At 72.2% G+C, this 25667-nt stretch carries 29 protein-coding genes and 1 pseudogene; 16 read left to right on the forward strand and 14 right to left on the reverse strand.

The features are described from left to right. The first annotated feature begins 24 nt into the window (after window positions 1–24). On the forward strand, window positions 25–1254 hold the full coding sequence (locus ACGFYY_RS21600) for a serine hydrolase domain-containing protein (RefSeq protein ID WP_393711416.1): 1230 nt from the start codon (window positions 25–27) through the stop codon (window positions 1252–1254). Between the two features lie 57 nt (window positions 1255–1311). Here the strand turns inward: ACGFYY_RS21600 and ACGFYY_RS21605 are convergent, their stop codons facing one another. After that, window positions 1312–1794, reverse strand: coding sequence for a barstar family protein (locus ACGFYY_RS21605; RefSeq protein ID WP_393711418.1), 483 nt, complete (start codon window positions 1792–1794; stop codon window positions 1312–1314). Window positions 1795–1990: 196 nt separating this feature from the next. Between ACGFYY_RS21605 and ACGFYY_RS21610 the strand changes: the two genes are divergently transcribed. The 4 genes from ACGFYY_RS21610 (at window position 1991) to ACGFYY_RS21625 (ending at window position 4107) form a co-directional block, all read left to right on the forward strand. Beyond that, the gene (locus tag ACGFYY_RS21610) at window positions 1991–2299 is read left to right on the forward strand and encodes a hypothetical protein (RefSeq protein ID WP_393711420.1); all 309 of its coding nucleotides are present in this window, start codon (window positions 1991–1993) and stop codon (window positions 2297–2299) included. A gap of 83 nt (window positions 2300–2382) precedes the next feature. Next, a complete protein-coding gene (locus tag ACGFYY_RS21615) occupies window positions 2383–2838 on the forward strand; it encodes a hypothetical protein (RefSeq protein ID WP_393711422.1) in 456 nt (151 codons plus the stop codon). Between the two features lie 111 nt (window positions 2839–2949). Further along, entirely contained in the window at window positions 2950–3180 is a 231-nt protein-coding gene (locus ACGFYY_RS21620; RefSeq protein ID WP_365275958.1) for an antitoxin MazE7, read from the forward strand. A 96-nt stretch (window positions 3181–3276) separates the two neighbouring features. After that, window positions 3277–4107, forward strand: coding sequence for a class I SAM-dependent methyltransferase (locus ACGFYY_RS21625; protein ID WP_365275961.1), 831 nt, complete (start codon window positions 3277–3279; stop codon window positions 4105–4107). Between the two features lie 4 nt (window positions 4108–4111). Here ACGFYY_RS21625 and ACGFYY_RS21630 read toward each other — a convergent pair whose 3' ends face one another. After that, window positions 4112–5071, reverse strand: coding sequence for a LysR family transcriptional regulator (locus ACGFYY_RS21630; protein WP_393711425.1), 960 nt, complete (start codon window positions 5069–5071; stop codon window positions 4112–4114). Window positions 5072–5248: 177 nt separating this feature from the next. On the opposite strand from ACGFYY_RS21630, the gene ACGFYY_RS21635 reads away from it, so the two are divergent. Continuing rightward, window positions 5249–8722, forward strand: a complete 3474-nt coding sequence (locus ACGFYY_RS21635; RefSeq protein ID WP_393711537.1) for a M28 family peptidase — start codon at window positions 5249–5251, stop codon at window positions 8720–8722. Between the two features lie 80 nt (window positions 8723–8802). Here the strand turns inward: ACGFYY_RS21635 and ACGFYY_RS21640 are convergent, their stop codons facing one another. Both ACGFYY_RS21640 and ACGFYY_RS21645 read right to left on the reverse strand, forming a co-directional pair. Further along, the gene (locus tag ACGFYY_RS21640; protein ID WP_393711427.1) at window positions 8803–9267 is read right to left on the reverse strand and encodes a hypothetical protein; all 465 of its coding nucleotides are present in this window, start codon (window positions 9265–9267) and stop codon (window positions 8803–8805) included. Window positions 9268–9377: 110 nt separating this feature from the next. After that, a complete protein-coding gene (locus tag ACGFYY_RS21645; protein WP_365278196.1) occupies window positions 9378–9656 on the reverse strand; it encodes a hypothetical protein in 279 nt (92 codons plus the stop codon). A gap of 95 nt (window positions 9657–9751) precedes the next feature. Between ACGFYY_RS21645 and ACGFYY_RS21650 the strand changes: the two genes are divergently transcribed. Further along, complete coding sequence (locus tag ACGFYY_RS21650; RefSeq protein WP_393711429.1) at window positions 9752–10141, forward strand: PleD family two-component system response regulator; 390 nt, start codon at window positions 9752–9754, stop codon at window positions 10139–10141. 302 nt (window positions 10142–10443) lie between these two features. After that, the gene (locus ACGFYY_RS21655) at window positions 10444–11094 is read left to right on the forward strand and encodes a DUF4360 domain-containing protein (protein WP_365278201.1); all 651 of its coding nucleotides are present in this window, start codon (window positions 10444–10446) and stop codon (window positions 11092–11094) included. Here ACGFYY_RS21655 and cynR read toward each other — a convergent pair. After that, entirely contained in the window at window positions 11061–12029 is a 969-nt protein-coding gene (cynR, locus tag ACGFYY_RS21660) for a transcriptional regulator CynR (RefSeq protein WP_393711432.1), read from the reverse strand. The genes ACGFYY_RS21655 and cynR overlap by 34 nt on opposite strands. A gap of 126 nt (window positions 12030–12155) precedes the next feature. Between cynR and ACGFYY_RS21665 the strand changes: the two genes are divergently transcribed. Both ACGFYY_RS21665 and cynS read left to right on the forward strand, forming a co-directional pair. Then, window positions 12156–12776: a carbonic anhydrase gene (locus ACGFYY_RS21665; protein ID WP_393711434.1), complete on the forward strand. Its 621-nt coding sequence runs from the start codon at window positions 12156–12158 to the stop codon at window positions 12774–12776. 76 nt (window positions 12777–12852) lie between these two features. Beyond that, complete coding sequence (gene cynS, locus ACGFYY_RS21670; RefSeq protein ID WP_393711436.1) at window positions 12853–13323, forward strand: cyanase; 471 nt, start codon at window positions 12853–12855, stop codon at window positions 13321–13323. 13 nt (window positions 13324–13336) lie between these two features. Here the strand turns inward: cynS and ACGFYY_RS21675 are convergent, their stop codons facing one another. The 3 genes from ACGFYY_RS21675 to ACGFYY_RS21685 form a co-directional block, all read right to left on the reverse strand. Continuing rightward, a complete protein-coding gene (locus ACGFYY_RS21675; RefSeq protein WP_393711438.1) occupies window positions 13337–14596 on the reverse strand; it encodes a tryptophan 2,3-dioxygenase family protein in 1260 nt (419 codons plus the stop codon). Window positions 14597–14924: 328 nt separating this feature from the next. After that, the gene (locus ACGFYY_RS21680) at window positions 14925–15338 is read right to left on the reverse strand and encodes a rodlin (protein WP_393711440.1); all 414 of its coding nucleotides are present in this window, start codon (window positions 15336–15338) and stop codon (window positions 14925–14927) included. A 111-nt stretch (window positions 15339–15449) separates the two neighbouring features. After that, window positions 15450–16196, reverse strand: a complete 747-nt coding sequence (locus ACGFYY_RS21685) for a class I SAM-dependent methyltransferase (RefSeq protein WP_393711442.1) — start codon at window positions 16194–16196, stop codon at window positions 15450–15452. 48 nt (window positions 16197–16244) lie between these two features. Between ACGFYY_RS21685 and ACGFYY_RS21690 the strand changes: the two genes are divergently transcribed. Beyond that, on the forward strand, window positions 16245–17753 hold the full coding sequence (locus tag ACGFYY_RS21690) for an AMP-binding protein (protein WP_393711444.1): 1509 nt from the start codon (window positions 16245–16247) through the stop codon (window positions 17751–17753). 12 nt (window positions 17754–17765) lie between these two features. Here ACGFYY_RS21690 and ACGFYY_RS21695 read toward each other — a convergent pair whose 3' ends face one another. The 4 genes from ACGFYY_RS21695 to ACGFYY_RS21710 all read right to left on the reverse strand — a co-directional run bounded on the left by ACGFYY_RS21695 (window position 17766) and on the right by ACGFYY_RS21710 (window position 21072). Beyond that, window positions 17766–18923 carry a serine hydrolase domain-containing protein gene (locus ACGFYY_RS21695; protein WP_393711446.1) on the reverse strand — a complete coding sequence of 386 codons (1158 nt, stop codon included), beginning with the start codon at window positions 18921–18923 and terminating at the stop codon, window positions 17766–17768. Window positions 18924–19045: 122 nt separating this feature from the next. Then, complete coding sequence (locus ACGFYY_RS21700; RefSeq protein ID WP_365278226.1) at window positions 19046–19201, reverse strand: hypothetical protein; 156 nt, start codon at window positions 19199–19201, stop codon at window positions 19046–19048. A 108-nt stretch (window positions 19202–19309) separates the two neighbouring features. Further along, complete coding sequence (locus tag ACGFYY_RS21705; RefSeq protein WP_393711449.1) at window positions 19310–20659, reverse strand: RNA polymerase sigma factor; 1350 nt, start codon at window positions 20657–20659, stop codon at window positions 19310–19312. Further along, window positions 20653–21072, reverse strand: coding sequence for a YciI family protein (locus ACGFYY_RS21710; protein ID WP_393711451.1), 420 nt, complete (start codon window positions 21070–21072; stop codon window positions 20653–20655). Before ACGFYY_RS21710 ends, ACGFYY_RS21705 begins: the two co-directional genes overlap by 7 nt. Before the next feature lie 166 nt (window positions 21073–21238). Between ACGFYY_RS21710 and ACGFYY_RS21715 the strand changes: the two genes are divergently transcribed. The 4 genes from ACGFYY_RS21715 (at window position 21239) to ACGFYY_RS21730 (ending at window position 23919) form a co-directional block, all read left to right on the forward strand. Continuing rightward, a complete protein-coding gene (locus ACGFYY_RS21715; protein WP_393711453.1) occupies window positions 21239–21670 on the forward strand; it encodes a GNAT family N-acetyltransferase in 432 nt (143 codons plus the stop codon). Window positions 21671–21715: 45 nt separating this feature from the next. After that, window positions 21716–22069: a VOC family protein gene (locus ACGFYY_RS21720; RefSeq protein WP_393711455.1), complete on the forward strand. Its 354-nt coding sequence runs from the start codon at window positions 21716–21718 to the stop codon at window positions 22067–22069. A gap of 111 nt (window positions 22070–22180) precedes the next feature. Continuing rightward, on the forward strand, window positions 22181–23083 hold the full coding sequence (locus ACGFYY_RS21725; RefSeq protein WP_393711457.1) for a PhzF family phenazine biosynthesis protein: 903 nt from the start codon (window positions 22181–22183) through the stop codon (window positions 23081–23083). A 116-nt stretch (window positions 23084–23199) separates the two neighbouring features. Then, complete coding sequence (locus tag ACGFYY_RS21730; RefSeq protein WP_393711459.1) at window positions 23200–23919, forward strand: hypothetical protein; 720 nt, start codon at window positions 23200–23202, stop codon at window positions 23917–23919. 6 nt (window positions 23920–23925) lie between these two features. Here ACGFYY_RS21730 and ACGFYY_RS21735 read toward each other — a convergent pair whose 3' ends face one another. Beyond that, complete coding sequence (locus ACGFYY_RS21735) at window positions 23926–24165, reverse strand: hypothetical protein (protein ID WP_393711461.1); 240 nt, start codon at window positions 24163–24165, stop codon at window positions 23926–23928. Window positions 24166–24280: 115 nt separating this feature from the next. Then, entirely contained in the window at window positions 24281–24943 is a 663-nt protein-coding gene (locus ACGFYY_RS21740; protein WP_393711463.1) for a lysophospholipid acyltransferase family protein, read from the reverse strand. A 230-nt stretch (window positions 24944–25173) separates the two neighbouring features. Here ACGFYY_RS21740 and ACGFYY_RS21745 point away from each other — a divergent pair. Further along, window positions 25174–25667, forward strand: a pseudogene (locus ACGFYY_RS21745) (hypothetical protein); the annotation flags it as partial.

Genomic DNA, 25667 nt, shown 5'->3' on the forward strand with positions numbered 1-25667 from the left:
GGCTCTTCGCGGCAGGAGATCGCCATGATCGGAGTCAGGACCGCGCACCCGGGCAGGGCCCGGACGGCGCTCCTGTGCGCCACCGCGCTGCTCGGTACGGTCCTGCCGACCGGCGGTGCGTGGGCGGCGACCGGGGCGGGCTCCGCGGCCGCCTCGTGCGTGGCGTCCCCCGTGCCGTCCGGCGGCGAGGCGAAGCAGATCCTGGACATCGCCAAGGCGGCGCAGAAGGAGCTGGACCTGAACGCCGTCGTGCTGCGCGTCACGCGCGACGGGCGGGAGATCGTCACCGGGGCGCTGGGCGAGTCGATGACAGGGGTCCCGGCCACGGCGGACATGCACTTCCGGTCCGGGTCGGTGGCGATCGTCTACATGGGCATCGCCATGCTGCAACTCGTCGAGGACGGCAAGGCCGACCTCGACGACCCGATCTCGCGCTGGCTCCCCGACGCTCCGCACGCCGACAAGATCACCCTGCGGATGCTCGGTGCCTCCACCTCGGGCCTGCGTGACTACGTGCCGGATCCGAAGTTCCTGGCCGCCCTGTACGCCGACCCGTTCCGCCAGTGGACCCCCGACCAGCTCGTGGGCATCTCCGCCGCCCACCCCCTGCTGTACGAGCCGGGGACGAGCTGGAGCTACTCGCACGCGAACTTCGTGCTCCTCGGGCAGGCCCTGGAGAAGATCTCCGGCATGCCGCTGGCCCAGGTGATGGAGCGGCAGATCACGGGGCCCTCCGGGCTGGACAACACCCGCAACAGCTTCACGCCCCAGATCGAGGAGCCCGTGCTGCACTCCTTCGACGCGGAGCGCGGGAAGTACGAGGAGTCCACCTACTGGAATCCGTCCTGGACCACGGCTCCCGGCGCCGTTCTGAACACCCACATCTGCGACCTGGCCCGTTCGGCCGAGGTCGTGGGTACGGGTGAACTGCTCTCTCCGCAGAGTTTCAAGGTCCAGCTCGACCCGGGCACGGTGGGCCTGGGCGGCAAGACCCCCGGCTGCGCGCCCAAGGACTGCTTCCGCCAGCTCCCGGAGCGGCACTTCGGCTACGGCGTGATCGTCCAGAACGGTTGGATCCAGTCGAACCCGTCCTTCGCGGGGTACGCGGCGATCCAGGCGTACCTCCCGAGCGAGCACCTGGCCATCGCGGTGTCCACGACGGTCGGCCCCAAGGGCCCGGAGACCAACACGGCGCAAACCATCGCCGGCCGCATCGCCGCGGTTTTCGCGCCCGAGAACTCCCTGGCGGGATGAACGCGTCCATCTCGGCCGGGGCCCCGGACCGGCGGCCGATCGGTCGCCCCGCGAGCATCACCCGTCCCCGTCGCCGTCCCCGCTCCTTTCCTCGTCCTCACACCGTCGCAGCTGTTCCCACAGGTTCGGAACGGACGCCTCCGCGCAGGACATGACGAGCACGAGCCGGCTGAGATCGACGTCGTCGTACCGCCTGGTGTGGGACCACCGCCGCCCTGCCCTCAACAGGGTTCTGAAAAGCAGCCGTTGTCCGGCGGCGTCGCCCGGCAGTATCTCGTCCGCGGCCTCGATGATGAGGACGTAGTGCTCTGCGGGCAGCCAGTTCAGATCGCGCAGACAGTCGAAGAGGGCGTTCCAGTTCCACCCGAAGTAGTCCGGCAGCTTCATCCGGTCGTAGAACTGCAGGAAGACCCCGTCCGTGTCCCCCATCTCACGGCCGTCGAGACGTATCACGTACGTCCTGCCGGTCATGGGCAGCAACAGGTCCACGGGCACGGCGCCTTGCTCCGCGACGACATGGACCCAGGGCGCGATGTGCACGCCGTCACCTTCCCCTCCGTCGGTGCGGGCCTCACCGCCGTCGGATCCGAAGGCGGCTGTGGGCCGCAGCCTGGATCGTCCGTTCCGAGATCGCGGCGGCCGCCCGCGCGGTACGGTGCCGGGCAGCGCGGTCCTGACCGGATCCGAAGGAGACGGCCGGCCCGGATCCCACAGCGGAACGGCATCGGGGGGAGCCATGACGGAGGTCGCCGGTTGGATCTGGCAGCACAACCTGCGGTCCTTGCTGGAGTTGTTGTCCCCCTACGTGGGCTACGACTTCGACGGCACCGACTGGGACACCGTGGGACCGGCGGTCGCGGAGACCGACGACGAACGGGCCGATCGCTGGTACTCCTATCCCCTGGTCGGCGACACCCTGGAGGTCGAGGTACGGCTCGCCCGATCGGTCGGTGGGGAGGAGGTCTCCGTAGCCGTCCACGGCATCGCGACGGCCGAACTCGAACTCCGGGCCGACACCCTGTTGGCCGTCTTCGCGCACGGATGAGCCGAGCGGACACGGGGTGGGAACCGCACGGGATCGGACCGGTGGCTGGGCCGCGTCGGGGGGCGTGCGGGATGATCTGGATCATGACGCATCCCTCCCTGCCGACCACCGAGTCGGCCGTCGCCGCGATACGGGCCGTCGCGGCCGAGTACCGGCTGACCATCGCCGTCACCGACGACATCGGCGCCGACCGGACGTCGCGGCGGACCTCCGCGGCCCTGTTCAGCGTCGTGGACCCCGACGGGTCCCTGCCGCACGAGGCGTTCGTCGAGCTGGGCGGCAGCCCGGCCGTCCACGTGCGGATCTTCCCCGAGGACGACGCGAAGATCACCGTCGACGGGGTCGAGTTCCACGATGTCCCCCGGGACTCCGTCCCGGCCTTCCTGCGGTCCCTCTACGGCGGACTGGCCTTTGTGAAGGGCCGGTTCTTCCCGCCCGGCTACTGGCTCCACGTCCCTCTGCCCGGCGACGAGACGTACCGGGAGAGCGTCGGGGGCCCTTCGCTCACGCCGTGGCTCTCCGGACGCGTCCGCGCCTGAGGCGCCACCGCCGAACCACGACGACCGCACCGGCCCGGGCCCGTGCCCCTCAGGCAGCACGCCTGCGTCGAACGGGCCCCCGGCCGGTCACCGGGCGCGCATACTCGGAGCATGGCCGACACCACCACCGTCGAGGTCGACACCGATGTGCACGACCGCCTCGCCGCGCTCGCCGCGGACCGCGGACTGAGCCTGCGCGCGTACCTCGCCGAACTCGCCACCGCCCAGGAGAACGCCGCCGCGCTCGCCCGGGCCGCGCGCGCCTTCGAGAGGGCGCTGGAGCGGCCCGGCTTCCGCGAGGGCTTCGCCCGCGACTTCGGCCGTCTGTCGTCCCGCGACTGATCCGGCAGGCGCCGGCGCGGCCGCCGACGGGCCGGGTCCGTGAAACGTACCTATCCTCGGAGAAGGGGCTGCCCCGAGCGCTGGAGGACGGCTGTCATGACCGAGGCGAGCGACGCGGCCCAGGCGGACCGCACCCTGAAGGCCCGGCATCGTGCGATGTGGGCGTTGGGCGACTACCAGTCGGTGGCCTCCCACGTCATCCCGGAACTGGGGGCCGTGCTCGTGAAGGAGTGCGGCGTCCAGCGCGGCGACCGGGTGCTCGACGTCGCCGCGGGCTCGGGCAACGCCGCCATTCCGGCCGCCCTGGCCGGGGCCGATGTGGTGGCCTCCGACCTCACTCCCGAGCTGTTGGAGATCGGCCGACACCTGGCCGCCGTACGCGGGGCCACGTTGGAGTGGCGGGAGGCGGACGCCGAGCACCTGCCCTTCGCGGACGGTGAGTTCGACGTGGTGATGTCCTGCGTCGGCGTCATGTTCGCCCCGCACCACCGTCCCGCCGCCGAGGAGATGCTCCGCGTGTGCCGCGCCGGCGGCACCGTAGGGCTGATCAACTGGACTCCGCAGGGCTTCGTGGGCCGGATGTTCGCCACGATGAAGCCGTACGCGCCCCCGCCGCCGCCCGGGGCCCAGCCGCCCCCGCTGTGGGGGGACGAGGAACACGTGCACGAGCTGCTCGGCGACGCGGTCACCGACGTGGTCTCGAGCCGCCGGACGGTGCGTGTGGACCGCTTCACGGGGCCCACGGACTTCCGGGAGTTCTTCAAGGCCTGCTACGGGCCCACCGTCGCCGTCTACCGCGCCGTCGCCGATGACGCGGGCCGGGTCGCCGAGCTGGACGCCGCGCTCGACGCCCTCGCCGCCGAGCACACGGTGGACGGGGTCATGGAATGGGAGTACCTGCTGCTGACGGCCCATCGCCGGAGCTGACCGGTCAGTCGAGGACCGGGTGCACCTCCGGGTGGGCGTCCCACCACTCCTTGTGGAAGGGGTTGTTGTCCACATTGGCCAGGTAGGCACGGCCCGCGGCCCGGTAGAGCAGTTCCGCCTGCCCGGACGAGAGCGCGGCACGGCTCCAGGCGAGACGGATGCGGCCGATGATGGGGTTGCCGACGAGCGGGCGCATCACCGTGCCCTCGCCCGGCGGGGCCGTCGGCTGGCTCAGTGCCACCGCGCGGCCGGCGGCGATCAGGTCGTGCTGCATCTTGCGGTCGGTGATGCGGTAGCGCAGTGAAGGGCTGAATCCGGCCTTCGCGCAGGCGGCGACGAGCGCCTCGGGGCCACCGTCGTCGTCCTCCACCAGGGTCATCCACGACTCCCCGGCCAGGTCGGCCAGTTCGATGCGGTCCAGACCCGCAAGGGGGTGGCCGGAGGACAGCCGGATACAGAACGGCTCCTTGGGGATCAGTGTCCTGGCCAGGGTTCCTTCCGGCAGCGGCACCTCGTGGCCGTTGACCTCCCCGTACACGATGGCGTCGTAGCGTCCCGCGCCGAGCGTCCGCGCCAGTACGGTGACCGAATCCTCCAGGTCCACGGCTATCTCCCGGCCTGACATGGACAGGTCGGTCTGGGCGAGGAGGCCGTCGAGCAGGACGAGCATGATGCAGCCCAGCCTCAGCGGGCTGCCGGTGGACATGGCGCGTGCCTGCGCCCCCAGGGCGTCCATCTCGCTGAGTACGCGACGCGCCTTGGCCAGCACGAATTGCCCCAGGGCCGTGGGTTCCACCCCGCTGCGGCCCCGTACGAACAGCTCGCCCCCGGTGACCCGTTCGATGCGGCGGAGCTGGGCGGAGAGCGCGGGTTGGGACACTCCGAGCCGTCGCGCCGCGCCCCCCAGGCTGCCCGCCTCCGCGATCCGGCAGACGGCTTGCAGATGCCTCAACTCCAGCTGCATCCGGGCAGCGTACGAGTCGGGCCGTCGCGGCACCATAACGCGGACCTTATGCCTCACGAGATGTCCCAATCTCGTCATGTTCACGCTCATACTCGGCCGCGAACGACACTCATCCCCGACCCCCCACGATCGGAGTGGACGTTGCATCCCAGCAGATGGACGGCGGCCGTGGCAGCGATGGCGCTGACCGCGAGCCTCGCCGGCGCTCTGGCCGGGACGGCATCGGCGGCGCAGCAGGCGCAGCCCACCCCGTCCCAGAAGGACACCCCCGCCGCACGCGCGGTCGCGGCCGCCGACCAGGCCGTCGACAGCGGCCTGGACTCCCTGGTCAACTCCTCCCAGGAACAGTACGAACGACGACTCGTCACCCCTTGGGTGAAGGACCTCTACTCCGTCTCGTACGAGCGCAGCTACCGCGGCCTGCCGGTCGTCGGCGGCGACGCGGTCGTGCTCGCGGACGGTACCGGCAAGGTACGCGCCCTCCAGTCCGCCTCCTCCGTGCGCATCGACGTCTCCACACGGGCGTCGGTCTCCGCGAAGGACGCCGAGTCCACCTCGCGGGCCAAGCTGGTCTCCGTCGACAAGGTCGAAAGCAGCCGGCTCGTGGTCCGTCTCAAGGACGACAAGCCGGTGCTGGCCTGGGAGACCGTGCTCAGCGGCCGCACCAGGACCGCCCCCAGCAGGCTGCACGTCTTCGTGGACGCGCGGACCGGCGCCTTCGTCGACAGCTACGACGAGGTGGTCGCGGGCACCGGCAACAGCAAGTGGAACGGGCCGGGCCCGGTCACCATCGACACCACCAGCTCCGGCTCGACGTACACGCTGCGCGACCCGGTCCGGACCGGTCTGAGCTGTGCGGACTACAGCACGGGCACGGTCTTCTCGAAGTCCTCCGACTCCTGGGGCACCGGCAACCCCACGAGCAAGGAGACCGGCTGCGTCGACCTGATGTTCGCGGCGCAGAAGCAGTGGGACATGCTCTCCCAGTGGCTGGGCCGCAACGGCGTCAGCGGCAACGGTCGCAGCTTCCCGGCCAAGGTGGGCCTGAGCGATCTCAACGCCTACTGGGACGGCAGTTCGGTCACCATCGGGCGCAACAGCGCCAACGAGTGGATCGCCGGGATCGACGTGGTGGCCCACGAGTACGGGCACGCCATCGACTCCAACACCCCGGGCGGCACCAGCGGCCAGGAGTCCGGGCTAGGCGAGGCCACCGGCGACATCTTCGGCGCGCTGACCGAGGCCTTCGCCAACGAGCCGGCCCCGTACGACACCCCGGACTACACGGTCGGCGAGGTCATCAACCTCCAGGGCCGGGGCCCGATCCGGAACATGTACAACCCGGCGGCGGTCAACAACGACCCGGCCTGCTACAGCTCCGCGATACCCGGCACCGAGGTGCACGCGGCGGCCGGCCCGCTGAACCACTGGTTCTACCTGCTGGCCGAGGGCACCAGCCCGGGCGGCGGCAAGCCGAACAGCAGCACCTGCAACGGCACCTCGCTCACCGGTGTCGGAGTGCAGAACGCCGGCAAGATCTTCTACGGCGGCATGCTGCTCAAGACCAGCAGCATGTCCTACAAGAAGTACCGTACGGCGACGCTGAGTTCGGCCAAGTCGCTGGACACCACCTGTGACCTGTTCAACAAGACCAAGGCCGCCTGGGACGGCATCAGCGTGCCCGCCCAGACCGCCGACCCGACCTGTACCCCGAGCGGCCAGAACAACGACTTCTCGATGTCGCTGAGCCCCTCCTCCGGCACCGTCCAGCAGGGCGCTTCCGTCACCACCACGGTCGGCACCACGGTCACCACGGGCAACGCCCAGTCGGTGACGCTGACCGCCTCCGGCCTGCCGGCCGGCGTGAGTGCCTCCTTCAACCCGGCCACCGTGCAGTCCGGCCAGTCCTCGGTACTGACCCTGACGGCCACCGCCAACGCGGCGCCCGGTGGGTCCACGATCGTCGTCAAGGGGCAGGGCGCGAGCCTGTCCCACACCGTCGACTACGCGCTCAACGTGGGCGGGACCCAGCCCGGCAACGACCCGCCGGACATCGACGTCGCCAACGTGCAGGCGCACCTGACGCAGTTCAACACCATCGCGAGCCAGAACGGCGGCCACCGCCGGGCGGGCAGCGCCGGCTACACCCAGTCGCTGGCGTACGTGAAGGGCAAGCTGCAGGCGGCCGGTTACACCGTCAGCGAGCAGAACTGCACCTCCTGCACCTACCCGTCGAACAACCTGATCGCCGACTGGCCCGGCGGCCCCGCCGACCAGACCGTCATGTTCGGCGCCCACCTCGACGGCGTCTCGGCCGGCCCCGGCATCAACGACAACGGTTCGGGTTCCGCGACCCTGCTGGAGAACGCCCTGGTCCTCGCCCAGAAGAACCCGACGATGACCAAGCACGTGCGCTTCGCCTGGTGGACCGACGAGGAGCAGGGCCTCAACGGCTCCGAGTACTACGTGAACCAGCTGAGCAGCGCCCAGCGCAGCGCCATCAAGGGCTACTACAACTTCGACATGGTCGGCTCCACCAACGGTGGCTACTTCATCAACAACGTCAACTCCACCACCGCCGCACCGCTGAAGGCGTACTGGACCTCGCTGAACCTGGCACCCGAGGAGAACACCGAGGGCCAGGGCCGCAGCGACGACTACTCCTTCCAGCAGGCCGGCATCCCCACCTCCGGCTACGCGGCCGGTGCCAGCGCCCGCAAGACCTCGGCGCAGGCCACGAAGTGGGGCGGCACGGCCAACGCCGCCTACGACCCCTGCTACCACAGCTCCTGCGACACCACGAACAACATCAACGCCACGGTGCTGAACCGCAGTGCCGACGGTGTCGCCTACGCCGTCTGGAAGCAGGCGGTCGGCGGTGAGACCCCCGCGCAGGACTTCTCCGTCGCCGTCAGCCCGTCCGCGGGCAGCGCGGCCCCCGGCGGTTCCACCTCTGCCACCGTCAACACCGCCACCGTGAGCGGCGCCGCCCAAACCGTCGCGCTCTCCGTCTCCGGCGCGCCCGCCGGTGTCACCGCGACGCTCAACCCGACGTCCGTCCAGTCGGGCAGCTCCTCGGCGCTGTCCGTCCAGGTCGGCGCGAGCACCGCGCCCGGCAGCTACACCCTGACGGTCACCGGCTCGGGCACCGTCAGCCACACCAGCACCTACACGCTCACCGTCACCGGTGGCGGCAGCTGCACCCCGCGCCAGATCGTGACCAACGGCGGCTTCGAGACCGGCTCCAGCCCGTGGAGCGCCACCACCGGCGTCATCACCAACCAGTCCGGTCAGGCCCCGCACGGCGGCAGCTACAAGGCGTGGCTGGCCGGGTACGGGTCCACCCACACGGACAGCGCCGCCCAGACACTGACCATCCCGTCGGGCTGCTCCACGTACCGGCTGGGCTTCTTCCTCCACATCGACACGGACGAGGACGAGAACGTCGTCTACGACCGGTTCACCGTCTCGGTGGCCGGCCAGACCCTGGAGACCCTCTCCAACCTGAACGCGAACTCCGGCTACGTGGAGAAGTCGTACGACCTCTCGCAGTTCGCCGGCCAGACCGTCACCCTGAAGTTCAACGGCACGGAGGACCAGTCCCTCCAGACCTCCTTCGTCGTGGACGACGTCACCCTCCAGGTGAGCTGACGCCCACCTGAGCGACCGACCGCGACAAGCCCGGCCCGGCCCCCGCACCTCGGGGGCCGGGCCGGGCCCGTCACGTCCGACTACCGCGCTCGCGCGGACCGCGTGGCACCGACCGCGGCGACGGACCAGCCCGCCACCCAGAGCGCGCCGACCACCAGCGCCGCCAGGGCCGTGGCCATGTCCGGAGGCGTGTCCCCCAGGCTCGGGGCCACCCCGGCCGCCCGGGCTCCGAAGCCGACGACCCCGGCCCCGACCATCACGATGCCCAGCCAGGAGACACCGACCACGGACCACCGCAGCCACCGGGTGCCCGGCGGACGGAGCAGCAGCAGGGCGACGACCGCCATCAGCAGGCCCAGAGCGGCGTTGCCCAGTTGGGCGGCCGTGACATCGGTGACCTGGGCGTAGGCGTCCGGCGGCGCGGGAAAACCCGGCATGCCGAGTTCGCCGTCCCGCGCGAGGTCCACCTTGCTCACGGTGTACGCGAGCGCTCCGGCACAGGCGGTGAGCGCGGAGATCCGCCGGTTTCTCGGTGATCGGGTCATGGCCTCATCCTGCGGCCCGGTACACCCCCTCCACGTCCTTCGCATGGAGGGTCCGCCTCCCCCGTCCGGGGGAGGCCGGATCGCCCGGATCCGGCGCCCCGGAGGCTCGGTCAGTGCTTGCCGCCGCCCCGCTCGGGACCGATCATGGCGACCAGCCCGTAGTCCAGCTCCGCGCCGTCGACGAGCAGGGCCTCGACCGTACGTGTGCTCGGGTCGATGTCGGCCTCCACGCCCTGCCCGCGGTAGCGGGGGTAGCCGGAGGCGCCGGTCTCGCCGGTCGCCTCGACCGTGGCCACCCGCAGGGCCCGGTCGGCCGCGGACTCGCCACGCAGGTTCTCGATGTGCTCGGGCACCAGCAGGATCTCGAAGCTCTGCGGCTCTGTGCTCATGGATCGAAGCTACCGGATGAGGTGCCCCGGAGCAGGCGGGCACGCGCCCCGCCTCGTAGGCTCTGCGGGACCCCACCCGGATGAAGAGGAACGACATGAGCGGCGACACCCCCAGCAGGATCCTCCTCGTGGCGAGGGAGAGCACCCTCAAGGGTCTGCTGGAGCGCCTCCTCGTGGCCCGGGGGTTCGCCGTGGTCGACGGCGGAAGCGGAGTGGACATCGTCTCCCTGCTGGGCAGCGCCGGCCCGATCGATCTGGTGATCTGCGAGCGCACCGGGCCGGGACTGGACGAGGTGGCACTGTTCGAGGAGATCCGCCGGCACCCCGATCACGGACGGATGCCGATCCTCGCGCTGCCGCCCGCCGATCCGGAGTGCACGGTGCACGCGCTGGAGGCCGGTGTGAGCGACTGTCTCGCCAAGCCGTTCCATCCCACGGAGTTCATGGCCCGTGTCGAACGGCTGGCCCGGCCGGCCGCGGCCTGATTCCGCTCTTCGGGCTCCGGGCGGTGGTCCGGATCCGGCCGGTCCGGACCGGGAACACGATTGGCCGGACATCGCCCTGGTCCGGCCCGCTCCGGGTTCCTACGATTCGGTCACCGGTCCGCACCGACCGGGACTTGTCAGGGACATGCCCAGATTCCCCTTCCTGGGCCTGCCCCGTTCCACCCTGCACACCGGTCTGTGACGACCCGGCCCCGCTCTGGCCGGCCGCACCCCCCACCCTCCGGCACGCGGGCACCCCCGCCCGCGCGCCGCCCGGTACCGAAGCAGTGGATCGGAGAACCATGTCCGGTGGATTCCTCGTGAGCGGCGCGATCGGCGCCCTGCTCACCGCCACCCTGCCCACGCACGTCACCCCCTCCACGATCGTGGACCCGCCGCCCGACCGCATCGTGATCGAAGTCGCCACGGTCAACGGATCCGGGTGCCCCAAGGACACCGCGGAGGTCGCGGTGTCCCAGGACAACACCGCCTTCACCGTGACCTACAGCCAGTACCTCGCCCAGGTCGGCGGCGGCGCCCCGCCCACGGCGGCGCGCAAGAACTGCCAGCTCAGCCTGATCGTGCACGTGCCCAGCGGCTTCACCTACGCGATCGCCAGCGCCGACTACCGCGGCTACGCCTCGTTGGCGCCGGGGGCGAAGGCCACCGAGAAGGCCTCGTACTACTTCCAGGGCTCGCCGGACACCGCCGCGCGCACCCACAATTTCAGCGGCCCGCAGGAGGACAACTGGCAGGCCACGGACGTGACCGACTGGGCCCAACTGGTCTGGGCGCCGTGCGGGGTGCAGCGGAACTTCAACATCAACACCGAGCTGCGCGTGACCAGAGGCACCTCGTCCCCCTCGTCGACCAGCTACATGACGATGGACTCCACCGACGGCAGCATCAACACCATCTATCACCTGGCCTGGAAGGAGTGCCCCGGCAAGTGATCCGCCCCGCTCCCGGCCGCCTCCCGCCGCGCGTGCTCGCGCGGCGGGGGGTGGTAGCCCCGTTCCTGGACCAGGCGGACGGTGAGCTCGGTGAAGGCTCGGGCCGCGGCGCTCTCGTACGCCCTCTCCCGACGTAGCAGGGCCACCGTCCGGGACGGGAGGGCGGGGTCGAGCGGTACGGGGCGCAGGTACGGGTGGTCGTCGGTGACGGCGTCGGGCAGGACGGTGGCCAGGGTGGTGCGCCGGACGATCTCGGTGAGGGCCTGGACGGAGTTCGCCTCGACCGCGATGTGCGGCCGGACCCCGTGGTCCGCGAGGTAGGCGTCCACGTGCTCGCGGGTGGCGAAGTCCCCGCTGAGCAAGGCCAGTCGGAGCGTCGCGAGGTCCCGTACGGACAGCGGGCCGGGATCCACGTCGGCGGCGGTGACCAGCCCCAGGGTCTCAGCGAACAGCGCGGTCGCCGCGATCCCGGGCAGGTGCGGCCCCTCGAAGGCGAGACCGAGCTCGTGCTCGTCGGCGAGCAGCCCGGCCTCGATCCGGTCCTGGGGCATCTCCCGGATCTCCAGGGTGATGCCGGGGTGGGCGGTGTGGAACCCGGCGACGAGCGGGCCGACGAGGTACGCGGTGAAGGTCGGGGTCAGCGCGAGGCGCAGGTGGCCGCGGGAGAGGTCGGCCAGGTCCAGGACGGCGCGCTCGGCCGCGGCCAGGTCCCGTAGGGCACCGCGCGCGTGGTGGACGTACGTGGCACCGGCGTCGGTGAGTCGCACGGCGCGCCCGGTACGGTCCAACAGCTGCACGCCGACGGTGCGTTCGAGCTGCTTCACCTGCTGGGACAGGGTGGGCTGGGAGATCCGCAGTTCTTCGGCGGCGCGGGTGAAGCTGCCGTGTTCGGCCACGGCGATCAGATAGCGCAGGTGACGCAGTTCCAGAGCCATGCGATCAACTATAGATGGTATCGATGGCCGGCATGGATATTACGCCTTGGACACAATAGATGCAGGTCATGCATGGTGGAACACGTCGAGCCCCGCAGGGGGCGCATCCCACCGCAGGGAGTGACCATGCAACGAACCACGCACGCCTCGCCGCCGGCCCCGCGCGCTCTCGCGGACGGCGTGGCGCGATTCCGGCGCGAGGTGTTTCCGGCCAAGGCCGACCTCTTCGCCCACCTGGCCACCGTGCACCGGCCGACGACCCTGTTCGTCGGCTGTTCGGACGCCCGCGTGGTGCCGGAACTGATCACCCAGAGCGAGCCGGGCGAGTTGTTCGTCGTCCGCACCGCCGGAAATCTCGTGCCCGCCCACGCACCCGGCGCCGACGGGGTCGCGGCGAGCATCGAGTACGCCGTCGCCGTCCTGGGCGTCACCGACGTCGTGGTGTGCGGGCACTCCGCATGCGGCGCGATGACCGCCCTGGCCGAGGGTGCCGACCTGAGCGGCGCCGCCTCCGTCGCGGGCTGGCTGCGCCACGCGGACGCCTCGGTGGCCCGCACGGCCCGGGTGGCCGGTCCCGAGCGACTGTCCGCCCTGATCCGCGAGAACGTCCGCGCCCAGCTCGCCAACCTGGCCACCCACCCCTCGGTCGCCCGTGCGCTGACGGCGGGGACGCTCACGCTGCACGGCTGGGTCTACGACATCCGCTCCGGCGGTGTCACGGACGTCGGCCCCTGCGTGGCCGGCTGACCCCCACCGCGGCGCCGCCCCCTCGTCCCCGTCCGCACTCCCCTCCCCCGTCACCCGCTACCCGAAGGACATCTCGATGCCGCACGCCCAGTTCGATCCCACCGCCCGCCAGACCCTGGCCGTCATCGCCGTCGACGCCAAGACCCGCAAGGACCTGTCCTGGCAGCAGCTCGCCGACGCGGCCGGCCTCTCGGTCGCCTTCGTCACCGCCGCCCTGCTGGGCCAGCACGCCCTGCCCGAGGCCGCCGCGAAGGCGGTCGCCGACCTGCTGGAGCTGGACGAGGACGCGGTACGGCTCCTGCAGACCGTCCCGACCCGCGGATCGATCCCCGGCGGCATCCCGACCGATCCGACGATCTACCGCTTCCACGAGATGCTGCAGGTCTACGGGACCACTTTGAAGGCGTTGGTGCACGAGCAGTTCGGGGACGGCATCATCAGCGCGATCAACTTCGAGCTGGATGTCCGGAAGGTGGCCGACCCCGAGGGCGGGGAGCGCGCGGTCATCACGCTGGACGGCAAGTACCTGCCGACACGACCTTTCTGACGTTCCACCATATTCACTCGTCGGCGCTGCGCCGTTCGCCGAGCTGCCAGAAGAGCCGGTTGTCCAGGCACTCGGCCAGGTAGGGGACGCCCGCGGTGCCACCCGAGCCGTGTGCTCCGCCGAGCATGCGGGCGGCGAGGCTCCGGTGGGTGGACTTCCAGCGCTGGTGCCGCTCCTCCAGGGTGCCGAGCGCGCCGCGGAAACGGTTCCACTCGACCTCGTCGAAACGGGCCGAGCGGCGCAGGTCGAGGTAGGCACGGACCACCGTGTCGTGCCCCTCGCCCTCCGCCTCGGCCCGTACCGCGGGGACGTGGGTGAAGGCTTCGGACTCCAGCCGCGCGGCGGTCGGCAGACCGCACAGGATCTCGAAGCGCTTGTACTGATCGGACTGGATGGCGCTCGCACCCCCGGTGAACTGCCGGAAGGCGGAGAAGTGTCCGGGCCGCATGGTGGCCACCATGCGGAACAGTGCCGAGGCCCGATCGAAGAGGTCGCCGGCACGGTCGACGTGGTCGGCCGCGGCGGCCGGCCGGCCGGCGCGCAGCGCCCCGATCGTCTCCCGTACGTGCGCCGAGATCGCTGTGAAGATCATTTCGTGGGCCTGGAGAGCCCTGATGAAGAAGTACTCGTCGTGCAGCACGTACACGGGCTGGACCGTCATGTCGAACCAGTGGCCGGCCCCGGTGGCGGTGGGCCGAGGAAGCTGTTCGGCGACCTCCGCCCAGCGGGACCACGGCGCGTGGGCCGCCCGGGAGATCAGGTCATCGGCGGCCGGTACGGGGAGGTCGTGCGCCACGAACCGCAGCGCGTGGCGCAACCGCTTGCGCAGGGTCACCGCGTCCGGCGGATCACGGTCGACGGATTCCCGCGATTCGGGCAGGACCCACGCCGGTTCCTCCGCCCGGATCTCGAAGCGTATGACGTCGGCTATGAGCAGTGTGGCCATGCGGTTCGGGTCCGGCGCGTCATCGGTCCCGCCCAGGAGGAGCTCCAGCAGCGGCAGCGAAAGGTAGGTCCGGTTCCCGTAGCGCCCCTGGTGCTTGTCGAGCACGCAGTCGAGGAACGCCTGGAGGTGGGGTCGGCGGTCCGGGGCGTGGTGATCGTGGATCTCACCGAGGCGAAGCAGGAGGTTCCGCGGCAGGAAATGCTTCCCGGTCCGCCGTACCTCTCGTGTGACGGTACGGGCCAGGCGCGTTCCGTCCGGGTCGCCGTCGGCTCCGTCCATGTGCCCGACGGTCGCCCAGCGCTCCGTCCCTGCGGGTTCCGGGTTCATCGCCACTCGCCTCCTGGACCTGGTGGGCCTCACACCGTCCGGGTGAAGCGGGAGATTCCAGTGGGCATGATCGGAGCACAGCCCGTCATGTCTCGAACGTTCGTGTCTTGACAAGGGCGGAAGTGACACGCACAGAGCCTCCGGCCCGGTCGGGCGGAGGCTCTGTGGCGTACGGTTCGGTGCCCACCCGGCGGCCGGGAGACCGCCGCGCGCCGGTGGAGGAGGCGGATCCGTGGAACGTGGAACCGCGGATCCGGGTGGAACAAGCCGGGGCCCCGTGGGCACTCGCGCAGGCGTCGGAGGCCCCGGCTCGCACAAGGGGAGTGCGTCAGCTGCCCGACGAGACGTTGCCCGACAGGACCGGGATGTTGTCCAGGATGTGCGAGAGCGGCTCGTCGCCCTTGGCCTGGGTGGAGTTCTCGGTGCACTGCTGGTTCTGCGGGTTGGACAGGACGTTGATGTCCTGGACGCCGACGTTGGCGAGGACCGCGAGCAGCGACTGGGCGTTGACCTTCGCGGGCAGGCCGATGCAGGGCTTGTTCAGGGTGCCCTGGACGACGCCGAGCTGCGGGCTCAGGTCACCGCGGGTCTCCTGGTTGCCGTAGATCTGCTGGGCGTTGTTGCCGTTGACGGTGTTGATCCCGTTGTCGTTGCCGATGGCCATGGCCGGGGCGGCGAGGGCCGCGCCCGCGCCGACGATCGACGCGGTGGCGGCGGCGGTGGCCATGAACTTCTTGATCATCAGTGGTCCTTCTGTCGCACGAGTGCACGGTGACAAGCACCTTGATCAACGGTCGGGCGGACCCGAGGTTGCGACGCTTCACCCGAACAGCCCCTTGGTCCGCCCTTTGTCCTACCGGGTCTCGTGCCCCCGAACGGCCACGCTCAGCTCGGCGACGTAGTGCTCCTCCACCCATCCGTCCGGGAACCGGTCCATGAGGAGCGCGCGTTCGTCCTCCAGGAAGGCGTCCGTACCGGGCTCACCGATGAGGAACAGCGAGTGGGTGGACAGCTTGGCCAGGTGCGTGTCGACCGGGACGCGCCGCGACCACGCCATCCGGCGGTCGGTGAAGCGCAGCCCCTCCTGGGAGAGGGCGCGCTCGTTGATGTACCAGCCGGGGCCGAACCGCTCCTCGATCCGGTTCTGCTGATCGGCGATCCAGTCGACCTCGGTGTCGGGATCGTTCTGCCACACCGCCAGGGCCCCGCCGGGGCGCAGCACGCGCAGTGCCTCGGGGACGGCGTGCGCCGGATCCGTCCAGTGCCAGGACTGCGCGTACGTCAGCAGGTCCAGGCAGCCCGAGGCCAGCGGCAGCCGGTTGCCGTCCGCGCGGATCAGTGGGGTGCCGGGGTTGCGCCGCCGGAACTCCTGGGCCATGCCCTCGCCCGGTTCCACCCCGACCACCAGGGCCCCGCGGGCCGCCAGCAGAGCGGTGGCGATTCCCGTCCCCGCCCCGACGTCGGCGACCCGTGCTCCGGCCAGCGGAAAGCCGGCCATGTCGGCCAGCGTGTCGAAGAGCGCGGGCGGGTACGCGGGCCGATGGGCCGCGTAGCGTGCGGCCGCGGAGCTGAAGGAACGAGCACGGGATTCGTTCGTCATGGCGTCCATGATGCCGGTGTCCCGGACGGCGCGGAGAGGCAGTCCCCCATGGAGACCGCGCGGTATGTCACGTCCCTGGTAGGGGCGTTGGAGCGGTACGCCGGGCAGCCCGCGCTCGGAGTCGGCCCGGTCGTCCTCGGATTCCAGGAGGTCCTCGACGGGGCGGGCCGGCTGGCCGGGGTGCTCTCCGAGGCGGGGATCGGGCGGGGTTCGGGACTGGCCTGCGTCACGGGGACGAACCGGCCGGAGGTGCTCCTGGTACGGATCGCCGCGCACCTGCTGGGCGCCCGGCTGACCCAGGTGCTCGCCGGACCCGCCCTGTACGGGCTGGACTTCGTCCTGCGGGACTGCCGGCCGGACCTGGTCGTGCACGATGTGCCGGTGCCCGGGACCGGGGCGCCCCGGATCCGGTTGGTCGAGCTGCTGCGCCGGGCCGCCGAGCGCCGGCCGGGCGCGGTGCCGGTGCGGGCGCGGGAGGACGACGTGGCCCGGGTGACCTACACGGGTGGGACCACGGGCCGGCCCAAGGGGGTGGCCTCCACCTTCAGGGCGTTGGCGGCGCGGAACGCCGGGCGACCGGCGGCCTTCGCCGGGTCGGCGTACCTGTCGGTGACCTCGCTGGCGCAGCGGTCCGGTGGGCGGTGCCTGGAGCAGTGGCGGGGCGGGGGCCGGGTGGAGATCCTCGAACCCTTCACGCCCGAGGGGTTCGCGGCGGCCTGTCGGCGTCTGGGGCCGGTGGCCACCTACCTGACGACCTCGATGGTGTACCGGCTGCTGGACGACCCGACGACCGCCCACGGTGTGCCCGGGCTGGAGGCGGTCTCCTACGGCGATTCGCCCGTCCACCCCGAGCGGCTGCGCGAGGCGGTGACCCGCTGGGGCGGCCGGTGGCGACAGGGCTACGGCACGAACGAGGCGGCGGTGATCTGCCGGCTCTCCCCCGCCGACCACGAGGCGGCGGTGGGCGGACGACCTGAGCTGCTGTCGTCGGTGGGGCGTCCGGTGGCGGGGGTGGAGGTGGAGGTGCGCGACGAACGGGGCAGTGTGGTGGTGGCGGGCCGCACGGGCGAGGTGTGGACGCGGTCGGCGGCCATGATGACCGGGTACTGGCGCCGGCCCGAACTGACGGCGGGGGTGATGCGGGACGGCTGGCTCCGGACGGGGGACCTCGGGCACTTCGGGGTCGACGGCTACCTGTTCCTGGACGACCGGCTCCACGACGTGGTGATGGTCCACGGGGACAACGTGTACTGCGTGCCGGTCGAGGCGGCGCTGGCCCGGCATCCCGCGGTCGCCCAGGCCGTGGTGGTGGGGCGGCACAGTGACGTCACCGGCGAGGAGGTGTGCGCCTTCCTGGTGCCGGCGGCGGGGTACGAGCCCGACGCCGGGCTCGCCGCGGAGGCCTGCGACCTGGTGGAGAAGGACCTGGCACCGGCGCACCGCCCGACCGCCGTGTTCTGGGAACGGGCGATCCCGCTGACCGCGCGCGGCAAGCCCGACAAACGCCGGCTGCGCGAACGGGCGGCGGGCCGGTCGGGGGGCGTAGGTCGGCCGTGAGGGTTTCGCCGCTCAGCGGCGGGTGGCGGCGTAGGTCCAGAACTGCCGCATCACCTCGGGCGCGGCGGGGCCGGACAGCTCCCGCTGGGTGAGCAGCACGGTGACCGTGCCGGTGGCCGGGACGATGTGGGCGGCGGTACCGGTGCCACCGATCCAGCCGTAGCGGCCCGGTACGTTCCACGGGTCCAGGCGGGCCACGTCGACCGAGCCGCCGAAGCCCCAACCCTGCCCCTCCAGGAACAGGGCGCCCGCCTCGCGCTGCGCGGCGGTGAGGTGATCGGTGGTCATCCGGCGCACCGAGTCGGCCGAGAGCAGCCGCCGGCCGCCTCTGTAGGAGCCTCCCGCGAGGAGCATCCGGCCGAAGGAGTGCAGGTCGTCGACCGTGGACACCAGGCCGCCCGCGCCGGACGGGAAGGCGGGGAGGGTGCTCCACTCTCCGTCCGGAGCGTCCACGAGTTCCAACCCGCCGCCGTCCGGGGCGGCCCGGTAGTAGCCGGTGAACCGGTGGATCTCCCCCGGCGGTACGGCGAACGCGGTGTCCCGCATCCCGAGCGGCTCGAAGACGCGCTCGGCGAGAACGTCCTGGAAGGGTTGTCCGGTGGCACGGGCGATCAGCACCCCGAGGATGTCGGAGCAGGTGTTGTACAGCCATGCCTCGCCGGGCTGGTGGAGGAGCGGGATCCGCCCCAGGGCGGCCGTCCACGCGTCCGGCGCCGCCACCGCCTGCGGCCTGGGCGGCCCCTGCTTCAGCGCACCGAACAGCGGGGCCACGGCGGGCAGCGAGAAATCGGCGGGGAAGCCGTACCCGGCGCGGAAGGTGAGGAGGTCGGCGACGGTGATCGGGCGATCGGCGGGTACCACGTCGTCGAGCGGCGCGGCCGGGGTACGGACGACCGTCGGCGCCCCGAGCTCCGGCAGCCAGCGGGCCACGGGGACGTCGAGGGCCAGCAGTCCGTCCTCGATCAGCATCATCGTGACCGCGGCGGTCACGGGCTTGGTGACCGAGGCGATCCGGAAGAGGGAGTCGCGCGCCATGGGCGCGCTACCGGCCGTGTCGACGGAGCCGACGGCAGCGACCTCGACGTCCTCGCCATGTGCCACCAAGGCCACCGCGCCGGGCAGGGATCCGTCACCGACGTGCGTCTCCAGGAGACTGCGCAGGTCGCTCATCGTCCACCTTCTCGTACGTGCGAATGCTCGTAGGGAAGACTGCCGCCGGGCACCGACATCATCGGTCCGACACGACGGACGGGACACGACCGCGCCCGGCGGGGCCGCCGGGGGCGGGCCCGCTACGCGGCCGGGACCACCGACGCGCGTATCGCGGAGGCCCATTCGCCCAGCAGGGTGGCGTGGCGGATCCGCTCCGCGTCGGAGAGGCGGCCCTCGGCGCGCGCGAAGAGGCGGCGGATGTCGGCGTTGATCTCGGCGAGGGATCGTTCGGGCACGAGGCGATCGTCAGAGGTCGGGCTCACGTGATCAAGAGTAGGGGGCGCCCCTGACAACGGTGGACCATGTCCGTCATGCGGACGCCCGCGGTGCGATGCTCGTCCCTCTCATTCCGCGAGCCCGGCGGCCCGGAAGCGGAGGTAGCGGCGCTCCGGAACACTGAGCGTGAGCCCGGCCGCCTTCGCGTAGGCGGCCCTCGCCGCCGCCCGCTCGCCCGCCATCTCCAGCAGATGGGCCCGTACGGCTTCGAGCCGGTGGTGGCCCGCCAGGCGACCGTCCTGGTCCAGGTCGGCGAGCAGGGCCAGGGCTCGCCGCGGCCCGTGCACCATGGCCACGGCGACCACGTGGCCCAGGCGCTCCGCAGGGCCGGGGACCAGGCGGATCAGTACCTCGTACAGGGCGAGGATCTCCACCCAGTCGGTGTCCTCGTCGCTCGCCGCCTCGTCGTGCACGGCAGCGATCGCGGCGCGCAACTGGTACGGACCCAGCGGCGCGCGGGTGAGGGCGTCGCTGACCAGCGTGACCCCTTCGGCGATGGCGGCACGGTCCCAGCGCGTACGGTCCTGCTCGGCGAGGGGGACCAGGTCGCCGTCGGGCGTGGTGCGGGCGGCCCGGCGGGCGTCGGTGAGCAGCATCAGGGCCAGCAGGCCGGCGACCTCGCCGTCGGCCGGGAGGAGCGCGTGGACGGCGCGGGTGAGCCGGATCGCCTCGGCGGCGAGATCGGCGCGCTGCAGTTCGCGGCCCGAGGTGGCGGTGTAGCCCTCGTTGAAGATCAGGTAGAGCACGTGGAGCACGTCGGCGAGCCGTTCCGCACGGTTCTCGGCCGCTTCCGGGTCCCTCCCGTCGGTCCCGGCGGTCCCATCGGCGGTGTCGTCGGTGCCATCGGCGCCTCCCGGCCTGATGCCGAACGGGGCCCCGGAGGCCTTGATGCGTCGTTTCGCCCGGGTGATCCGCTGGGCCATCGTGGCCTCCGGCACCAGGAGCGCGCGGGCGATCTCCGCGGTGGTGAGGCCGCCGACCGCGCGCAGGGTGAGGGCGATCCGGCCGGCGGGAGGCAGTTCGGCGTGGCAGCAGAGGAAGAGCAGCGCGAGGGTGTCGTCCTCGGCGGGGGCTCGGCCCTCCCCCGGTGGCGGTGCCACGAACTCGTCGCGCGGGGTCAGCGCGGCGGCCGTCTCCTCGCGGCGCCGGCGCGCGTCCTCGCCGCGCAGCTGGTCGGTGAGCCGGCGGGAGGCGACACGGATGAGCCAGCCCCGGGGATTGGCCGGGCGACCCTCCTGAGGCCACTGCCGGGTGGCGGCGAGCAGGGCTTCCTGTACGGCGTCCTCGGCCGCGTCGAAGTGCCCGTAGCGGCGGACGAGCGCGCCGAGGACCTGCGGCGCCAGTCCGCGCAGCAGGTCCTCGCTCGCGGAAAGGCGCCCGGGCTCGGGGTCGGGGGCCGGGCCGGGATCGGTCAACACATCTCGGTCCCCGAGCGGCTGTCGACGGGGTGGACGACGACCGGGTAGCTGGGTGCGCCCGGCGGCACCGGACAGGCGTAGGCGCGGGCGGCGATCTCGGCGGCGCGGTCGAAGTCCGCGACGTCGACGATCCAGTACCCGGCGAGCACCTCCTTGGACTCCCCGTACGGTCCGTCGGAGACCACGGGGCTGCCGTCGGCGGCCGCCGTGACCAGGCGGGCGTGGCGGGGGTCGGCCAGGCCCTGTCCGTCGACCCATTCGCCCGACTCGGCGAGGTCGTCGTTGAGGGCGCCCATGTAGTCGAACATCGCCTTGAGGTCGGCTTCGGACCATCCGGGGCCGTCGCTGTTCGCGGCGCCGCCCATGGCGTCGTAGTCCGACCGCTTTCCGAGAACCATCAGCATGTACTTCATGGGGTGCCACTCCTTCTGTTCCGCGCGGCGGCTCCGGGATCGGGATCGGGATCGGGAGCCTTTCGTAGGGGACGTCGGAGCCGTCCTTCCCATTTCGACACGTCGGCCGCGGCCGCGCGACGGTTTCGGCCGCGGGGCGACCCGTACGGCCCAGTAGGCTCATCACATGAAGATCATCGACCTCGAGCCCGGCGACCTTCGGCTCACCACGGACCTCCTCCCCGTGCTGCTCGAACTGCGCCCCCACCTCACGGAGGAGCTGTTCCTCAGGATCCACACGGAGGCGCACGGCCAGGGGCTGCGCTTCACCGCCGCGTACGACGCGGACGGCGGGTGCGTGGGCGCGGCCGGTTGGCGGATCGTCGTCAACACCTCGCTGGTCCGCTCGCTCTACGTCGACGACCTGGTCACCGCCTCGGCCGCCCGTTCCACCGGTGTGGGCCACGAGCTGCTCGCACACCTGGAGCGGCACGCCCTGGCCGCCGGCTGCACCGCCCTCACGCTGGAATCCGGCACCCAGCGGACCGACGCGCACCGCTTCTACTTCCGCGAGCGGATGGCCGTGACCGCCTTCAGCTTCGAGAAACCGCTCGGCTGACGCGTCCACCCGCCCGTCCGGTCGCCGTCCTGGCACCATGGCCGCATGGAACGTGTACTGGGAATCGGTGGGTACTTCATGCGGGCGGCCGACCCGGCTGCCCTCGGCGCCTGGTACCGCGACTGCCTGGGCCTGGGCGCCGACGAACACGGCTTGTGGCAGCAGGGCGCCGGGCCGACGGTGTTCGCACCGTTCGAGTCCGGGACCGACTACTTCGGCTCCCGCACCCAGCAGACCATGCTCAACTTCCGGGTCCGCGACCTCGACGCGATGCTCGCGCAATTGCGCGCACAGGGAGCGGCCGTGGACGAGGAGACGCAGGACATGGAAGGTGTCGGTCGATTCGGCTGGGTCACCGATCCTGAAGGCAACCGGGTCGAACTGTGGCAGCCCGCCTGACCGCTGCCGCCCGTGGCCGGTCCCACCGCACCACCACCGGTACGAGGACGCAGGCCACTCTCCCGGAATTGGCCTTGCCCCGAGGCTGATCGGCCTCGATACGTTCGCGGCATGCGCATCCAGATCGTAGACGCCTTCACCAGCCGCCCCTTCACCGGGAACCCCGCCGGTGTCTGCCTGCTCCCGGCCGGGCCCTGGCCGGACGACGCGTGGTTGGGGCGGCTCGCCGCCGAGTTGAACCATCCCGAGACGGCCTTCGCGCTGCCGCTCCCGTCGGGGTCCGGGGCCGACTGGGAGATCCGCTGGTTCACCCCGCTCGTCGAAGCCGACCTGTGCGGCCACGCCACCTTGGCCACGGTACACACGCTGCGCCGCGAGGGGCTGCTGAGCGGCGGCCGGGTGCGGTTCCTGAGCCGGTCCGCCGGACCGCTCACCGCGTGGGCCGAGGAGGACGAAGAGAACGCGGGGAACGCAGGGAACGAGGGGGACGAGGGGGACGAGGGGGACGGGCGCGGGCACGGGAGGATCACCCTGGACTTCCCGGCCGCCCCCGCGACCGAGGTTCCGATCCCCACGGGGCTCGCCGACGCCCTGGGGGCCCGGCCCGAGGCCACGTTCCGTACGGGCGCGCTGGGCGATCTGCTCACCGTGCTGCCCGACGAGGCCACCGTGCGGGCGCTACGGCCCGACCTCACGGCGGTCGCGGCGCTGTCGCTGCGCGAGGAGGCGCGCGGGGTCATCGTCACCGCGGCGGCGGCCGACGGGGCGCGGTGCGACTACGACTTCGTCTCCCGGTTCTTCGCTCCCGCGCGGGGTATCCCCGAGGACCCGGTCACCGGCAGCGCGCACACCGCGCTGGCCCCCTACTGGGCGGCACGGCTGGGCCGCTTCGACGCCCTGACCGGTCTGCAGGCTTCGGGACGTCCCGGGCAGGTCGAGGTCGCGCTGCGCGGGGACCGGGTCCTCCTCACGGGGCGCGCGGTCACCGTCATGGAGGCCACGCTCCGCGTTTGACCGGTCCTCGGAGAACCGTGACCGAACCGTCGCCGCCTCGAAGCGTGATCGACCTCGTCGGCAGGGGTGCCCCCTTGCTAGCTTCCTGCCGAAGCCGACCCTGGAGGACCGATCCCATGCCAGTACCCCGAGGCCCCCGCCGCGCGCTGAGCGCGGCGGCCGTGGCCACCCTCCTGCTGGCGGGCGCCACCGGTTGTGGGGACGAGCACGGCACGACCCCGACGGCGGCCTCCGTCGCGGCGTCCGCGGAGGTGTCGCCGTCGACGTCGGAGACGGCTTCCGCTTCCGCGTCGCCGACGAACCCCGCCCCCTCACCGTCCGCGTCCTCCGCGCCGGCGTCCCCGACCCCGACCCCGACCGTGCCCCGCGTCGTGACGCCTCCCCCGGCTCCGACCCGACTCACGGTCGCCGTCGACACGCGGGGCGGCCGGCTCGCCCTCGTACGCGGCGGCGTTCCGCAGGAGTTCACCGTCACCCTGCGGAACGGCAACTCGGCCGAGTACCGGCACGTGCTGGTCGCTTTCCAGATGGAGATGCTGGTCGGCGCACCCGGCGCCACGGTGGGCAGCGGGCCGGGCTTCCTGCTGGAGCGCTTCGACCCGGCCTCGGGCAGTTGGCGCCCGGCGGACTTCCGTATCGCCAACGACACCAAGCCGCCGTCCATGTTCTCGGGCGGCAGCCCGCTCGCCCGCGAGGCCGTGCGCACCGAGCGCTACCGGTTGAGGGCCACGGCGGGCGGACCCACCGGCAGCAGCCCGGTCGTGGTGTCCTTCATCGACACGGACGCCGACGGTGAGGTCGCGGCCCATGTGGTCCTCGGGCACAGCACCCGCTGAGACGGCCTAGGGGTGGGCGGTCCAGGTGAACTTGCCTCCGCTGACCCAGTGGACCACGTCCAGGTCGTCGAGGTCGTGGATGGTGATCCCGGCCTCGGCGGCGATCAGCAGCACGTCCGTCATGGAGGTCGCCCGGCCGACGAACTCGCCGTCGACCTCCACGATGCGAAAGGGCGGGTTTCCGGGTTGCACCCCCCGTACGGTGATCCGTGCCGGGGACATGTGAGGTGTCGAGCCTTCGGTCATGCGGAGACGGTCGCACGCCGTGGCCGGTGACAGGCTCGGCGACACGTTCCGAGGGGCCGATCGGTTGCCTCCGCGCCTGTCCGCGGGTCCGCGGCGAGCCGCCGGGGAACCGGTGTCACGCCGCCTCCCCGCACGTCTCCCCGAGGGCGGACGCCGCGGTGCGCCAGGCGGCGGTGACCGCCTGACGGGCCCGGTCCGTGGCCTCCGGCACCCGGCCGGGCAGGTGCAGCGGCGATCCGATGTGGACGTGGAAGCAGGGGCGGCGCAGCGGGGCGGTGAAGACGCCGGCGAGCTGCTTCGCGCCGCTCCCGGAGCAGAGTCGGCGGGCACCCGCCTGGCCTACGGGCACCACCGGGGCACCGGTCGCGGCGGCGAGCCGGGCCAGGCCGCTACGGAAGGGGCCCGGGGCCGTCTCTCCCGCGTCGCGGCGCACGGGGAGGCCGCCTTCGCCGTAGAGCAGCACGCTGCGGCCCGACGCGAGGGCGACGGCCGCGGCGTCGAGGGAGTCGGCCGCGCGGGCGGTGCCGCGGTGGACCGCGATATGGCCTTCGCGGCGGAGCGCGGAGCCGAGCAGCGGCACCCGCCAGAGTCCACTGGTGGCCAGGATGACCGGCTCGATGCCGTGTCGGCGCAGGGCGGCGACCACGACGGCCGGGTCGGCGAGCGAGGTGTGGTTGGCGACCAGGATGGCGCCGGGGGCGGGCCGCGCTCCGGGGTCGGCGGTGACGGTCAGGCGCCCGAAGGCGGGTACGAGGGCGGCGGCGATTCGGCTGAGCATGGACGACCCCGTTCGGCTGGTGCGGTGGTGGTGGTGCGGTGTGTCGCCCCATCGTCGGGCAGTGGGGCGAGCGGGGTCATGAGTAGGCGTACTCAGCGAATATGACCGAACGGTCACAAGATCCAGCGCAGGGAACGAGCGGGGCGGCGGGGGTATCTAGCAGTGCGGCGAGGCCCCGTGGGGCCTCGCCGGTCGTATCGGCATGACGTGAGCAGCAAGGCGGGGCTGGGATGAAGGCGGTAACGGTGGCGGGCGGTTCCTCGGACGACCCGAAGATCGAGGCGGAGACCACCGTCCTGGAGGGGGAGCCCGAGGCGACGGCCGAGGCCGACGCCGCCGGTGAGGGCCGGGCGGAGCCGGGCGCGACGGCGGATGTTGTCGCGGCGGAAGCGGAGCCGGAGGTGGAGGCCTCCCTGACCGAGCCGAAGGACCAGGCCCATGCGGAGTCCCGGCCGGCGGCCGGGGCACAAGCGGTGCCCGAGGACACGGCCGACACCGAACCCGACACCGCGCCCGAGGGCGAAGCCGGCCCCCAGGCCGCCGGGGAGCCCGCGACCGCAGCTGAGTCGGACGCGGAGCCCGAGGGCGAGACCGCAGGCCAGGCCGAGCCCACGACACGGGCCGACGCCGAGTCCCGGCCGGCGGCCGGGGCACAAGCGGTGCCCGAGGACACGGCCGACACCGAACCCGACACCGCGCCCGAGGGCGAAGCCGGCCCCCAGGC

Origin of the sequence: Streptomyces sp. NPDC048331, from assembly GCF_043201215.1 — a bacterium.
Taxonomy (GTDB): Bacteria; Actinomycetota; Actinomycetes; order Streptomycetales; family Streptomycetaceae; genus Streptomyces.

Bases quoted from the DNA above. Each gene is read 5' to 3' on its own strand.
- ACGFYY_RS21600 (WP_393711416.1), top strand. From the start codon at position 25: ATGATCGGAGTCAGGACCGCGCACCCGGGCAGGGCCCGGACGGCGCTC.
- ACGFYY_RS21610 (WP_393711420.1), top strand. From the start codon at position 1,991: ATGACGGAGGTCGCCGGTTGGATCTGGCAGCACAACCTGCGGTCCTTG.
- ACGFYY_RS21615 (WP_393711422.1), top strand. From the start codon at position 2,383: ATGACGCATCCCTCCCTGCCGACCACCGAGTCGGCCGTCGCCGCGATA.
- ACGFYY_RS21620 (WP_365275958.1), top strand. From the start codon at position 2,950: ATGGCCGACACCACCACCGTCGAGGTCGACACCGATGTGCACGACCGC.
- ACGFYY_RS21625 (WP_365275961.1), top strand. From the start codon at position 3,277: ATGACCGAGGCGAGCGACGCGGCCCAGGCGGACCGCACCCTGAAGGCC.
- ACGFYY_RS21630 (WP_393711425.1), bottom strand. From the start codon at position 5,071: ATGCAGCTGGAGTTGAGGCATCTGCAAGCCGTCTGCCGGATCGCGGAG.
- ACGFYY_RS21635 (WP_393711537.1), top strand. From the start codon at position 5,249: ATGGCGCTGACCGCGAGCCTCGCCGGCGCTCTGGCCGGGACGGCATCG.
- ACGFYY_RS21640 (WP_393711427.1), bottom strand. From the start codon at position 9,267: ATGACCCGATCACCGAGAAACCGGCGGATCTCCGCGCTCACCGCCTGT.
- ACGFYY_RS21645 (WP_365278196.1), bottom strand. From the start codon at position 9,656: ATGAGCACAGAGCCGCAGAGCTTCGAGATCCTGCTGGTGCCCGAGCAC.
- ACGFYY_RS21650 (WP_393711429.1), top strand. From the start codon at position 9,752: ATGAGCGGCGACACCCCCAGCAGGATCCTCCTCGTGGCGAGGGAGAGC.
- ACGFYY_RS21655 (WP_365278201.1), top strand. From the start codon at position 10,444: ATGTCCGGTGGATTCCTCGTGAGCGGCGCGATCGGCGCCCTGCTCACC.
- cynR (WP_393711432.1), bottom strand. From the start codon at position 12,029: ATGGCTCTGGAACTGCGTCACCTGCGCTATCTGATCGCCGTGGCCGAA.
- ACGFYY_RS21665 (WP_393711434.1), top strand. From the start codon at position 12,156: ATGCAACGAACCACGCACGCCTCGCCGCCGGCCCCGCGCGCTCTCGCG.
- cynS (WP_393711436.1), top strand. From the start codon at position 12,853: ATGCCGCACGCCCAGTTCGATCCCACCGCCCGCCAGACCCTGGCCGTC.
- ACGFYY_RS21675 (WP_393711438.1), bottom strand. From the start codon at position 14,596: ATGAACCCGGAACCCGCAGGGACGGAGCGCTGGGCGACCGTCGGGCAC.
- ACGFYY_RS21680 (WP_393711440.1), bottom strand. From the start codon at position 15,338: ATGATCAAGAAGTTCATGGCCACCGCCGCCGCCACCGCGTCGATCGTC.
- ACGFYY_RS21685 (WP_393711442.1), bottom strand. From the start codon at position 16,196: ATGACGAACGAATCCCGTGCTCGTTCCTTCAGCTCCGCGGCCGCACGC.
- ACGFYY_RS21690 (WP_393711444.1), top strand. From the start codon at position 16,245: ATGGAGACCGCGCGGTATGTCACGTCCCTGGTAGGGGCGTTGGAGCGG.
- ACGFYY_RS21695 (WP_393711446.1), bottom strand. From the start codon at position 18,923: ATGAGCGACCTGCGCAGTCTCCTGGAGACGCACGTCGGTGACGGATCC.
- ACGFYY_RS21710 (WP_393711451.1), bottom strand. From the start codon at position 21,072: ATGAAGTACATGCTGATGGTTCTCGGAAAGCGGTCGGACTACGACGCC.
- ACGFYY_RS21715 (WP_393711453.1), top strand. From the start codon at position 21,239: ATGAAGATCATCGACCTCGAGCCCGGCGACCTTCGGCTCACCACGGAC.
- ACGFYY_RS21720 (WP_393711455.1), top strand. From the start codon at position 21,716: ATGGAACGTGTACTGGGAATCGGTGGGTACTTCATGCGGGCGGCCGAC.
- ACGFYY_RS21725 (WP_393711457.1), top strand. From the start codon at position 22,181: ATGCGCATCCAGATCGTAGACGCCTTCACCAGCCGCCCCTTCACCGGG.
- ACGFYY_RS21730 (WP_393711459.1), top strand. From the start codon at position 23,200: ATGCCAGTACCCCGAGGCCCCCGCCGCGCGCTGAGCGCGGCGGCCGTG.
- ACGFYY_RS21735 (WP_393711461.1), bottom strand. From the start codon at position 24,165: ATGACCGAAGGCTCGACACCTCACATGTCCCCGGCACGGATCACCGTA.
- ACGFYY_RS21740 (WP_393711463.1), bottom strand. From the start codon at position 24,943: ATGCTCAGCCGAATCGCCGCCGCCCTCGTACCCGCCTTCGGGCGCCTG.